8 protein-coding genes are annotated in these 12,590 nt (G+C 74.7%); 3 read left to right on the top strand and 5 right to left on the bottom strand.

Annotation, left to right across the window (positions count from 1 at the left end; all coding sequences use genetic code 11):
- Positions 1-47: 47 nt before the first annotated feature.
- Positions 48-2,921, bottom strand: coding sequence for a helix-turn-helix transcriptional regulator (locus OG247_RS03270; RefSeq protein ID WP_327250740.1), 2,874 nt, complete (start codon positions 2,919-2,921; stop codon positions 48-50).
- A gap of 564 nt (positions 2,922-3,485) precedes the next feature.
- On the opposite strand from OG247_RS03270, the gene OG247_RS03275 reads away from it, so the two are divergent.
- Entirely contained in the window at positions 3,486-5,510 is a 2,025-nt protein-coding gene (locus OG247_RS03275; protein ID WP_327250741.1) for a S1 family peptidase, read from the top strand.
- A 200-nt stretch (positions 5,511-5,710) separates the two neighbouring features.
- On the opposite strand, the gene OG247_RS03280 is transcribed toward OG247_RS03275, so the two are convergent.
- Positions 5,711-7,039 carry a CoA transferase gene (locus tag OG247_RS03280; protein ID WP_327250742.1) on the bottom strand — a complete coding sequence of 443 codons (1,329 nt, stop codon included), beginning with the start codon at positions 7,037-7,039 and terminating at the stop codon, positions 5,711-5,713.
- A gap of 208 nt (positions 7,040-7,247) precedes the next feature.
- Here OG247_RS03280 and OG247_RS03285 point away from each other — a divergent pair, with 208 nt between their 5' ends.
- Complete coding sequence (locus OG247_RS03285; RefSeq protein WP_327250743.1) at positions 7,248-8,180, top strand: ion transporter; 933 nt, start codon at positions 7,248-7,250, stop codon at positions 8,178-8,180.
- 154 nt (positions 8,181-8,334) lie between these two features.
- On the opposite strand, the gene OG247_RS03290 is transcribed toward OG247_RS03285, so the two are convergent.
- Complete coding sequence (locus OG247_RS03290; protein WP_327250744.1) at positions 8,335-8,622, bottom strand: acyl carrier protein; 288 nt, start codon at positions 8,620-8,622, stop codon at positions 8,335-8,337.
- 48 nt (positions 8,623-8,670) lie between these two features.
- Between OG247_RS03290 and OG247_RS03295 the strand changes: the two genes are divergently transcribed.
- Positions 8,671-9,480: a lysophospholipid acyltransferase family protein gene (locus tag OG247_RS03295; RefSeq protein ID WP_327250745.1), complete on the top strand. Its 810-nt coding sequence runs from the start codon at positions 8,671-8,673 to the stop codon at positions 9,478-9,480.
- Positions 9,481-9,515: 35 nt separating this feature from the next.
- Here OG247_RS03295 and OG247_RS03300 read toward each other — a convergent pair whose 3' ends face one another.
- Together OG247_RS03300 and OG247_RS03305 are read right to left on the bottom strand one after the other, a co-directional pair.
- Positions 9,516-10,973: a hypothetical protein gene (locus tag OG247_RS03300; RefSeq protein WP_327250746.1), complete on the bottom strand. Its 1,458-nt coding sequence runs from the start codon at positions 10,971-10,973 to the stop codon at positions 9,516-9,518.
- Positions 10,974-10,990: 17 nt separating this feature from the next.
- Entirely contained in the window at positions 10,991-12,550 is a 1,560-nt protein-coding gene (locus tag OG247_RS03305) for a lipase family protein (RefSeq protein ID WP_327250747.1), read from the bottom strand.
- Positions 12,551-12,590: the final 40 nt, after the last annotated feature.

Here is a 12,590-nt window from a genome sequence, read left to right on the forward strand (position 1 = left end):
GGCCCCGTAGGACCGGATGCACCGCACGCCCCCCGAGTGACCCCAGGTCACTCGGGGGGCGTCCGTGCGTCCTGGCCCGGGGCCGCGGCGGCGCGGGCCGCCGCGAGCTGGGTGCGCGAGCGGACGCCGAGCTTGCGGTAGACGCGGCTCAGCATGCCCTCGACGGTCTTGACCGAGATGAACATGTGCTGGGCAGCCTGCTGGTTGGTGGCTCCCTGGCAGATGAGGTCCGCCAGGCGCGACTCGGACTCGGTCAGCCTGCCCGCGCCCGGGGCCGGACCCGGGGCCGGACCCGATCCGCCCGCCCGGTCGAGCAGCTCCCGGGTGAGTTCCTGCCAGGGGCGGGCGCCGGTGTCGTCGAAGACGGCCCGGGCCGCCTCCCAGGCCACGCGGGCGGCCGCCTGGCGTCTGCGGGCCCGTTCGACCCGGCCCAGGGCGAGGAGCGTACGGGCCTGCTCCAGGGGCAGCCCCAGCCGTTCGAAGGCGGCCGCCGTGCGGTGGAGCAGGCCGCTCGCCTCCTCCACGGCGCCGCCGCGGGCCAGCAGGATCCCGTGCGCGCGGTCCAGCGCCGCCCCCGGTCCCGAATCGGCTCCGGCCGGGCCCGCGACCGGGCGTGCCCGCTCCAGCAGCTCGCGGGCCCGGTCGAGCCGGCCCGCGCAGGTGAAGGCCTCCACCGCGTCCGGCTGCCAGCGGAACATGCCGGGGTCGGCCGAGGGGACGTGCCGCTCGGCCTCGGCGACGGCCGTGAGGGAAGCCACGGCGTCGGCCACGTCCCCGGTGTGCAGCTGGACCGCGCCCATGACCCAGAGGTTGCGCGACACGTACAGCCCGTCGCCCTCCTCCTGCGAGGCGCGGGCCCCGCAGGACGCGGTGCGCAGGGCGGCCGCGAAGGATCCGGCGGCGCTCTGCGTCAGCGCCGCGGTGTACCAGGCGGGGCCCATGGACAGTCCCGCCCCGGTGGACAGCCGTACGGCCTGATCGGCCCACGCGAGCGCGGGGGCGCACGCGCCGAGGCGGGTGTCGACCTCGGCGAGGCTGCGCCAGATGTCGACCAGGTCCTCGGCGTCGCCCTCGTGCTCGGCGAGCCCGAGCAGTTCCACGAGTCGCTCGCGCGCTTCGGCCAGCCGGTCGTCGAAGACGGCGTGCCGAGCGGCGAGGTACTGGGCGCTGTTGCGGATGCCGGAGTGCTGGGCCGGGATCCCCAGGGCGAGCGCCTCGGCGAGGGTGCCCGGCGCGTCGGCGGTGCCGAGGACGCGTTCCATCCGGGCGCGCATGGTCAGGGCGGCCGCCTGCAGGGGGCGGTGGCCGCCGGCGGCGGCGAGTTCGGCGGCCCGGCCGGCCGCACGCAGGGCCCGCTCGGGGGCCGAGTGCGCGACGTTGGCGGCGATGGCCGCCCGGAGCTCCACGGCGGCGAGGAGGTCGGGGTGGCCGGCCGCCAGTTCCCGGCAGCGGGCGAGCAGCGGCTCGAGGTCGGAGATGGCCTGGCCGTGGGCGTCGACGACGGCCAGCAGGGCGGTGACCTGGTCGGTGGGTTCGGCCCTGCTCGCGGTCAGGGCGTCGGCCGCCTGCCGGGCGATGTCGACGGAGCCGGCGCAGGCCGCCTCCTGGGCGGCGTACGAGAGCCTGCGGATGCGTACGGCGGACCGGGCCGGCGGGGTGATCTCGGCGGCCAGGAGGAACAGGTCGGCGGCCAGGGCCCGTTCGCCGGCCTCGCGGGCGGTGGCCGCCGCGGTCTCGGTGTCCTCGGCCAGCCCCTGGTCGGGCAGGTCCGCGGCCAGGGCCCGGTGGCGCACCTCGTGCACGGGGTCTCCGACGGCCCGCGCGAGCGTCAGGTGGGCCGCCGCCCGCAGGGGCCTGGCCCCGGAGCGGGCGGCGGCCCGGGCCAGGGCCGCCGCCGCGAAGTGGACGGCGCTCGCCGCGTCCACGCTCAGTACCCCGGCGGCTTGGGCCTGGGCCAGATGTTCCTCGGCGTCGGAGCGGCCCGCCCTCAGGAGCAGCGGCAGCGAGGGCCGGCTCGTCAGGGCGGCGAGCATCAGGGTGTGCCGGGCGGGTTCCCCCAGCGTGGCGTGCAGCCAGGCACCGGCCGCGTCGACCGTCTGCTCGGCCATGGCGGGCCGGTACCGCTGCGACGCGGGCAGCCGCGCAAGTGCCGTACAGGACACGGAGGTCAGCAGGGGGTGGCCGCCGCAGTGGCTCTGCAGCGGGCCCGCCCAGCGGGTGGGCAGGCCGTGCGCGTCGAGCAGGGTGGCCGTCTCCTCGGCGTCGAGCGGGTCCACGTCGACCTGGGCGGGGTGGCCGCCGAGCAGCCGGGCGGCGCACTGCGCCCGGCCGTGGACGCGTTCCGTGACGATCGCGGTCAGCCCGGGCGCGGCAAGGGTACGCAGGGCGTAGCCGAGGACGTCGGCGCTGGCCGGGTCGAGCCATTGGGCCCCGTCCACGGCCAGGATCCAGCGCCCCGGCGCGAGCAGCGCCGTCACCGCGAGGCGGGCGGGCAACTGCTCGGAGGCGGCGAGCGGTTCGTCGGCGCCCCGGTGCAGGATCCGGTCGATCACCTCGTTCTGCCTGCCGGAGAGCACCGCGAGCTGGTCCGCGCCGCAGCGGGACAGCATCTGGGCGAGCGCGCCGAAGACGTGCTCCCGGTCCTCTTCGACCGTCGTGACGCGCAGCACCGTCCGCCCGGAGCCGGAGCCGGAGCCGGAGCCGGAGCCGGAGGGCAGGGTGCGCAGCACGTCCTCCAGGACGGTGGTCTTGCCCGCGCCCCAGGGGCCGGCGAGCGCCACCCGCCCGTCGCGCTCCAGCACTCCGGCCGCGTGGGCCGCCGCGCCCGGGACCGCGCGCCGGGCCCCTGCGGGCGGCGCGGAGTCGGGGTGGGCGGGGTTGGAGGAGTTGGGGCGGTTGCCGGAGGAGCTGTCTGCCGTCACGAGGAGGCACCGTAGGCGGCGCCGGTTCCCGTGACAACGCCGGGTTCCGCCGGGCCGGGGGATCAAGGGTTTCCCCTGATGCCAAGGGGTGCCGCGCCCGGCGATGGTGGTGCGACGGCGGGCCGTCCGCGCTCCGGGTGCGGGGTGGCAGACCCGGAGCACCACTGCCCTCCACGGGAGGAGCGGGGGCGTGGTCCGGGCGGCTCGCCGTACAGCGTGTCGGGCCTGGCGCGACGGGCACGGCACGCCGTACGCGCGCCGGCGCGGGCCGCCGCCCGCACCACCCGTACCGCCCGTACCGCGCGCGCGGGCGTCGGCCGGTCGATGCGGGAAGACAACGCGGCCCGGGGCGAGGCGGGTTGGGGCGAGGCGGGTTGGGCAGCAAGGGATTCCTCCGATGCTCCCGGCACCGGCCCGGGATCACTCTGTTGGCCACCCCGGAGTGCGCAGACGCGGCTCCCCGAGACGCGGACTCCGGGGACGTGACCGGTCCCGTGCTCCCCCACGGGGCCCGCATCCGTACCGGCCTACCCCTCCGGTCCGCCCCCCCATGAAGGGATTTCCGTGCGAAATCTGCCAAACAGGTCCAAGTGGGCCTCCGTTACGGCCGCCTCCGTCACCGCCGTGGTCGCGCTCGGCGGCCTGGGCGTCCTGCCCGCACACGCCACCGCGGCCGCGCAGCCCGGACCGTCCGTGCCCCCGCAGGTCCTCGAGGCCTTGCAGCGCGATCTCCACCTCACCGCCGGAGAGGCCCGCGACCGGATCGCCGACGAAGCGGCGGCCGGCAAGGCGGCCACCCTCATCCGGGGCCGGGTCGGCGACCGGGTGGCGGGCATGTGGTTCGACTCCTCCACGGGCCGGCTGAACGCGGCCGTCTCCCACGCGGCGGACGCGGCGCTGGTGCGGGACGCGGGCGCCGTGGCCCGGCAGGCCCGCTACAGCCAGGCCGAACTGGCCGCCACCGCCCGGACCGTGACGCGCGACATCGGGGCCGGGATCCCGGGTGTGGTGTCGTGGGGTCCCGACGTCCGGAACAACCGGATCGACGTCACGGTGGACCGGACGGCGCGCAACGCCTCCACGGGCGCCTTCGTGGCCCGCCTCTCCGCGCTCGGCGGCATCGTCCACGTCACGGAGACCTCCGACAGCCCGCGGCAGCAGGCCGACGTGACCGGCGGCGAGAAGTGGGTGCCGGGCAGCGAGAGCCCGTGCTCCGTCGGCTTCGCCGCCACCCGGGTCACCGGGGGCGCCAAGACCTTCCTGACGGCCGGTCACTGCACCAACGACGTCAACCAGCCCGCCTACGGCAAGGACGGGACCCGCGTGGGTACGTCCAACAAGGACGGTCAGAGCAGCGTCAACGCCCGGGAAGGCGACATGGGCGTCGTCGACGTGGACCAGTCGGGGTGGAACCTCTCCCCGTACGTCGCGGGCGACTCGACCCACACCGCCATAGCCGTCACCGGCTCGGCCGAGGCCGTGGTCGGCACCGCGATCTGCCGCTCCGGGCAGACCACAGGCATGCGGTGCGGCGAGGTCACCAAGGTCAACCAGAGCGTGGACTACGGCAACGTGGTCATCGACGGCCTGTCGTACTCCAACGCCTGCTCCGCGGGCGGCGATTCGGGCGGTGCGTACGTCAGCGCGACCGGCGGCAAGGCCGTCGGCCTGCACTCCGGCGGCGGCAGTGCGACCTGCACCTCGGGCAGCGGTGAGAAGTTCACCATCTTCCAGCCCGTGGTCGAGGCCCTGACCAGGTTCAACCTGGCCCTGGTCGTCACCACCCCGCAGCCCGGCAACGTCACCGTCGCCGCGGTCTCGGCCCAGAACGGCGTCATCGGCGCCCGGATACCCGAGCTGCGCAACAGCGCCGAGGGCGGCACCGCCCCCTACACCTGGTCCGCGACGGGCCTGCCCGCCGGGCTGGGCATCGCCTCCTCGACCGGCACCATCGCGGGCACCCCCACCACGGCCGGAACCTCCCACGTGACCGTCACCGCCACCGACAACGCGGGCAAGACCGGCTCCGCCTCCTTCTCCTGGACGATCACCACCGCGGGTACGGCCCTGTCCGTGACCAACCCCGGCAGCCAGAGCTCCGCCGTCGGCGCCGCGGCCAACCTGACGGTCAAGGCCACCGGTGGCACCGCGCCCTACGCCTGGTCCGCGACGGGCCTGCCCGCCGGCCTGAGCATCGGCTCCGCGACCGGCACCATCACGGGCACCGCCACCACGGCCGGTACCTCCAACGTGACCGTCACCGCCACGGACAATGCGGGCAAGGCCGCCTCCGCGACCTTCTCCTGGACCGTCAGTACCGTCACGGGCACCAGCCCGGTCCTGACGAACCCGGGCAACCAGACCGTCTACATCGGCAAGCCCGTCACCCTCGGCCTCCAGGCCACCGGCGGCACCAAGCCGTACGCCTTCAAGGCCACGGGCCTGCCGGCCGGCCTGAGCATCAACGCCGCCACGGGTGTCATCACCGGCTCCCCCACCACCTGGGGCTTCGGCGGCAGCACCCTGACCGTGACCGACGCGGCGGGCAAGTCGTCCTCGGTCAGCGTCACCTGGAACGTCTACTTCTAGTCCGGTTCCGGAACGCGTGAGCACCTAACCCTGCCCCTGCCCCTGCCCCTGCCCCTGCCCCTGCCCCTGCCCAGTCTCCTCACCCGTTCCATGCGATGCCGCCGCCTCCAGACCCCGGAGGCTGGCCGGCACCTCCCCGCGGGGCCCCGGCCGACACCCTGGCCGGGGCCCCGCCCTGGTGCGCGCCGCCGACCCCCGCCTCAGATCCAGGCGGCCCGGTCCGTCCCCCAGCGGGAGGGTCCCCGTTCCCACCCGCGGCCACCGAGCGGCGAGGCCGCGTACCGCAGCGGCCCGTATCCCGACACGGTCTCGCGCAGCCACGGTTCCGGGGCGTACCCCGGTACGGCGGCGCCGGCCCCCGGGACCTCGCGGACCAGCCACGACGCCGTCCCCGCCAGGGAGAACCGCAGGGCCTGCCCACCGCCCTCCGCGAGGGCCCGTAGCACCCCGGCGGCCGCCAGGTACCCCGTGCCGTGGTCCAGTGCCTGCGCCGGCAGCACCCCGGGGCCGTGCCCGTCACCGCAGGCCGCGGAGATCCCGTACCCCGCCTGCACGAGCGAGTCGAAACCCCTGCGGCCCGCCCAGGGGCCCCGCCAACCCCACGCGCACAGCTCGGCCACCACGAGCCCCGGCCGCCGCGCGAGCAACTCCTCCGCGCCCAGCCCGTACCGCTCCAGTGCCCCCGGCCGGTATCCCGTCACCACCACGTCCGCGCCGGCCAGCAGCCCGTCGAACACCGCCCGGTCCCCCGCCTCGCCCAGGTCGAGGAGGGCGGAGCGCTTCCCGAATCCGGTGTCCGCGTACGCGTCGTCCGATTCCGGGAGTCCCGGGGAGTCGATCCGCAGGACGTCCGCTCCCAGCAGTCCGAGGGTCCGGGTGGCCACCGGCCCCGCGATGACCCGGGTCAGGTCGAGCACCCGCACCCCCGCCATCGGCAGCCCGGTGCCTGCGGGCGCCGCCCCGAGGGGCCGTCCGCGCACGCCGGAGCCGGTCCGCTCCACGAGGGGTTGCGGCTCGCCGTACCCCTCCGTCCTCACGGCCACCGCCAGCCCGCCGGCCGCGTAGACCTCCTCCTGGACGTCCACCGCCCGCCGCCGGGCGATCGCCGCGGCCACGCCCTCCCGGGTCCCGGCACCCAGGACGCGTACCAACGCGGACTCGTGGTGCGGATAGTTGGCGTGCGTACGGACCCAGCCGTCGGCAGCCCGCCAGAAACCCGACAGCGGCGCGAAGGTGACGGGCGGCCTGCCGTCCACCAGCAGGTGACGCTCGCTGACGAAGGCCGTGGCCACGGCCCCTTCCTCGACCAGCAGCGGAGCCACGTCGTCCGCAGCGCCCCCGGCCCGTACGGCGGCCAGTTCCGCGGCGGCCAGTGCGCACACGCCCACGGTGGCCCGCGCGAGTTCCCGTACGGGCAGCGGTCCGTCCCCCAGCCCGCTCGGCCCCCGGTAGCCGACCCGCCCCGCCAGCTCCTCGGGGCCTCTCAACGCGCCCCACGCCTGTCCGGTCCCACCGTCACGACTCGTCATGCGCCCATCCTGCCCGCAGCCCCGCGGCCCTCGCGGGGCGGGCCGGGACCCGATCGGGCGATGTAGCGCTCCAGGGCGTCTCGAATTCCCCCGTACGGCGTTACACGACCCGGAACATGAACATCGCCTCGGCTGCCTCGTCTTCCGTCGCGGCGCAGCCGACGCGTGCGGGGCCGGGGGCGGCCGGTGGCCCGTACGAGGGAGCACGATGACCGACCCGACCGCGGTGGACACCTGGCGTGGAAGGCTTGCCGCACCTTGCCGTGACGTGTGCGAGGCGCCCGCGTTCTCGCTCACCGTTTTCGCGGTGATCCTCTTCAACGCCGCACTCCTGGGGGCCGAGACGTACAGCGGCCTCTCCGCCGAGTACAGCGGCCTCCTTTCGGCGACCGAGCGTTTCTGCGTGATCGCCTTCACCCTGGAGATGCTGATCCGCCTCGGTGCGCACGCCGACCGGCCGAAAGCTTTCTTCCAAGACCCTTGGAACGTCTTCGACTTGCTGGTCGTCTCCTCGGCCTTCATTCCCTTCCTCCGGGAGAACACCACGCTGCTGCGGCTGCTGCGGCTGGCCCGGGTTCTGCGGACCGCCAAGTTCATGCCCCAGCTGCGGGTCCTGCTGGTCGCGGTGGGCCGCAGCCTGCCCGGCACCGTCAGCTTCCTGTTCGTGGGCGCGCTGATCGTCTACGTGTACGCCATGATCGGCTGGATCTGCTTCGCCGGCCACGACCCGCAGCACTACGGGTCCATCGGCCGGGCCGCGCTGACCCTGTTCCTGCTGATGACGCTCGAAGGGCTCGGGGACGCCGTCCACGCGGGGCTGGCCATCTCCCCGCTGAGCCTCCTCTATTACGCCTCCTACGTGCTCTTCGGGTCCTTCGTCCTGGTCAACGTCCTGATCGGCGTGGTCCTCAACGCCCTGGAGGAGGCACGGGAGATGGAGGAGGAGGCCGAGAAGGAGGAGAAGCGGTCCCTGCTCCTGGCGGAGCAGTCGCCGCCGGACGCGGCCGACGAACTCCTGCTGCGGATCGCGGCGGTGCGCAGCGCGCTCGACGACATGGAGACGCAGCTCGACGCCGTGCACGCCACGTCGGCGGTGGCGGCCTCCGCTCCGCCGGCCCACGCCTCGGCGGGCGCCCGCTAGGCCTGTCGTCAGACTCCCGTCGCGCAGGGCGTCGTGGCCGGCAGGGGAAGCGCGCGGGTGAAGTCCTGCCGGCCCGTGGGACGGACCGCCTCGGCCTTGAACAGCAGGGCCGGGGCGGCCCGCCCAGGGGCAGTTCCGCGGTCATCGGGCCTGGCTACCGAGCGGCGCCGTCCCGCGGGGGCGCCACGGAGTCGCGGCGGGCGTCGAGGAGTTCGGCGAGCCGGGCGACGGTGATGTCGCGGAGTTCCTCCTCGTCGACCTTGACGTCCAGTTTCTCGTGCAGGGCCATGGCCATCTCCACCACCATGAGTGAGTCGGTCAGCAGGTCCCCCATCCGGGCCCCGGCGTGCACCTCCTCGGCAGAGCATTCCACCATCGAAAGGAGGATTTCGCCGATCAGATCGATCATCGATCCGGTCGATTCGTGGGCGGAAGTGGTCATGAAAGCTCCTGTTTGCGATATTGCGGCCATTGCGCCAAGGTGGCGCCGATGACCGGCGGGAAAAGGAGAATACTCGTGTCGGAAAGCATTCCCGATGTGACGGGGGCGGGGGCCGCCGAGTTCCGTTACGCGAAGGAGCGGCTCGGCGAAGCCGGGGAGAGCGCGTGGGACCGGCTGCTCGACTGGCTGATGGACGACTATTTCCGCCTGGAGGTCACCGGTGGGGAGAATATCCCGCAGGATGGGCCGGCCGTGATCGTGGCCAACCATTCGGGGGCCTGGGGGCTCGATGCGTTCGTCCTCGTCAAATCGCTCACCCGCATTCTGAACCGACCCCTGAACATTCCGGCCGCATCTCTGACTTTTCGATTTCCGGTGATCGGTTCGTACGCCCGGAAAATGGGCGCCTTTCCGCTCGATCCGACGCTCGGGCTGGAACATCTGACCGCCGGGGAACTCGTGACGGTGTTTCCCGAAGGGATTTCCGGCCTGGAGAAGCCCTTCCGCAGCCGGTACCGGCTGCGCCCGTTCAGCCCCGGGTTCGCGGCGACCGCCGTCCAGGCGGGGGCTCCCGTGGTTCCGGTGTCCGTGATCGGCGCCGAGGAGACCTACCCCAAGTTCGGTGACGTCCCGGCCCTGGCCCGCCTGTTCGACCTCCCCTACTTCCCCCTCACCACGATCCTCCCGCTGCCGGCGAAGTGGCTCATCACCGTGGGCGAGCCGATTCCCGCACCGCCCCGGCCGGAGTCCTACTCCGCCCGCAGGGCCGCGGCCCGCCGGCTGTGCGACGAGGCCCAGGAGGCCGTGCAGTCCCTGGTGGACGGGGAGCGCGGCAGGCGCGAGACCCCCTTCTGGTAGCCGGGCGGCGACCGCTCGCCGCCCGGTCCCGCACCTCAGTCCGCCAGCCGGGCCGCCGCCCTCCGTACGCCGTCGGCCGCCCGCGCGCACCGGCCCGCGTGGTCGAGCAGGACCATGCGGAAGTTCTCCCCCGCCTCGTCCCGGTCCCAGCCCTCGGCCCCGGCGCAGGCCGCGAGGCTCTCCGCGTGCGCCGCCAGCCGGTCGGCGCTGGTCTGCGCCAGGGCCCCGTAGGACGCGGGCGCGCAGCCGCGCACCGGGACCGGCAGGGCCGCCGGCCTGCCGACCGTCACCCGGCCGTCGCCCCGGCCGCCCGGGAGTTCCCGGAGCGAGACGAGCAGCGACCGCGCCTCGAACGTGCCCGGCAGCCGGCCGGCGGCCGGCCTCGGCGAGACCAGGAAGGGCCGGGCGACCGCGGTGATCGCGAGGACGAGCTCCTCGGCGACCAGCACCGCGAGCCGGGTCGCCGCGCACGCGCCGGGCGCTCCGCACAGCGGCGAAGGCCAGACGCCCGGCCCGGCGCCGCCCTTCGGCGCGGGGAGCCAGCCCGGCGCGCACAGGATCTCCGTACCGGCGACGATCTCCAGGTCCTCCCAGACGAACGGCGTCCGGACCCGGTGCACGGCGGCGGCCACCGGGGGGTAGTGGCACAGAACCCGGGCCACAGCCTCTTCCGGGACGGCCGCCGGTTCCACCGTGTGCAGGGCCAGGGCCTGCAGGGTCGTGGCGGTGGCGGCCTCGGTGACCAGGGCGAGGGCGTGGGCCACCGCCGCGGCCACGGTGTCCGCGCAGGCGCCCGCCGCGACCAGCCGTCCGACCAGGGAGTCCGGGTCCGGGCTCGCCAGGTAGCGGGCCGTCCTGCGCCGGAGAGCGGCCTCGAAGTCCGCGCGGGCACCTCGGCCGTCCGCTGCGGCGGCCCGGGTGACGATCTCGCTCAGCAGGGTGTCCTCGGTGGCCTCCTCGCCCGCCACCAGGCGGCGGCCCAGCCCCGCCATCGTCCGACTCCAGGCCTGCCACTCCAGGGTGCCGTCCCCGCGCCGGGCCTCGACGGCCTCGTCGACGTGCCGCGCCACGAGCGCGGGCAGTTCGTCTCCCGGTGCGACGGTCTCCCAGGTCAGCGGGGTGTGCGGGGACAGCCCGTACCGGTGCCCGGCGGCCGTGAGCCCGACCGCGGGATCCAACGCCCGCCCCTCGTCCGCCCGGACGAGGAGGGATTCGGACGCTTCGGGGGTCAGCGGTACGAGGAAGTTCCCGAAGGGTGTCCGCAGCCGGACCGGGCGGCCGGAGCGGGTGCGCCTCAGGTGTTCCAGCAGGGCGCGCCGCACCCCTTCGCGGGTCAGGGACTCCAGGCCGAGCGCGCGGGCCGCGGCGTCCGTCCAGGGCAGGCGCTGGGCGACCATGGCCGCGGTGAACACGGCGTTCTCCAGGGCCCAGGCCGTCTCGGGGGGTCGCGGGGCGGTCTTCGCCGTGGAGTCGCCATCGTGGTCAGAGGTCATCTCGCGCTCTCCCTGGGTCACTTGTCGCGCAGCATGTAGGGCTGGTTGCCGACGATGCGGCCGTCGTAGGCGCCGATCAGCGCGTTGACCTTCTTCCGGTGGTGCGCCATGGGGCCGCGCAGGGTGTCCGAGTAGGCCTGCGGAGCGTGCGACAGCGGGTAGTCGTACGACTCGTCCAGCCAGGCCAGTTCGACCCAGCTCGTGGGGATGTCGTTGGGCGAGGCCGGGCCTCGGCCGTCGATCATCGGGATCACGTCATGGTTGTTGACGAGGCTGATCACCTGGGTGGTGTGGTCGGCGGGACGTTTGCCGTCGATGGGCGAGCCCACCGCGATCACGTGCGTGAGCCGGTAGCGGGAGGAGAACTCGACGTCCGCGGCGAGGTTCATCGCGGTCATGCCGCCGAGGCTGTGTCCGACGATCATGAGCTCCGAGCCGGCCGGCACCCCGGCCCGCACCAGCAGCTTGCGTGCGGCGCGCGTGTACGTCGTATCGGTGCGCAGCAGCCCGTCGAACGCTCCGACCAGGTCCTGCGGGGTGCTGTTGCTCAGCAGGGCGAAGCTCGTTCCGGGCAGCAGCAGGACGTGCCGTACGGCGCCGTCCGCGCACTCGACGCGGCGCAGCAGCACCAGCCCGTGGTTGCCCAGGGCGCCGATGTCGTTGACGTAGCTGACGATGTCGTTGCCGGACGTGGCCAGCACCTTCGCCAGGATGGAGTCCGCGTCCGCCCGTTCGGCCCGGCCGGGGCCCGGGTTGAGGTACTTCAGCAGGGTGCTCGGCAGCCCGAGGAACGGATCGGTGGTCGGCACGCCGCCGGCCAGGGTCACCCACGAGAAGTCGTCGTTGACCGGGTTCTCGTCGAGCAGGCCCAGCAGCGCGGACAGTTCCATGATCACGGGGCTCATCGTGGTCAGGGCCCGGGTGACCCCCAGGCGCTCGACGAGCGCGTGCATGGCGCGCAGCGCCTCCAGCCTGTTCCCGGCCACCATGGCGTCGGTCAGCCGCCTGGCGAGCGGCGAGTCCAGATTGGGGTGGTCGGAGGCGATCGCCCGGATCCGCAGGGCGAAGGCATCCACGGCCATCGCCACGGCGGCCGGCCTGCGGTACGTCAAGTTCCCCGCGATCCGGGCCAATTCCCCGGCCGGCCCGCCGTTGGCCCCGAATCCGAGCCCCGCCGGGCTGGTCAGCGCACGCGCGCACGACACCGCCGTACCGAGCGCCCAGGCGGGGCGGCGCAACGCCTCCAGCCCCAGCCGCCAGCTGCTGAGCGCGCCCGTCAGCTCGGCGCCCGCCTGCTTCGCCGTGAGGGCGGCGTCGGCCAGCAGCACCGAGGCGGCGAGCAGCAGTTCCGGATCCGTGCGGCGCGGACCCTGCCCGGCGGCTGCCGCGCTCCGTGCCGCAGCCGCCTCGACGACTCCACCGGCCCCCGCAGCCGCACCCGCTCCGACCCCGCCACCCCCTGCCGGAGTCGCGGACCCGGATGCTTCCGCGACCCCGACGGGGTCCGCGGGCGCCTCCGCGGACCTGCGCCCTGCGGGCGTCGAGCGAGCCGCCGTGCCCACCGCTTGAGCGGTCACTTACCCACCTCCCGTACCTGCGCAACGGCTTCGCCTGGGT

This window comes from Streptomyces sp. NBC_01244, from assembly GCF_035987325.1.
Classification (GTDB): domain Bacteria; phylum Actinomycetota; class Actinomycetes; order Streptomycetales; family Streptomycetaceae; genus Streptomyces.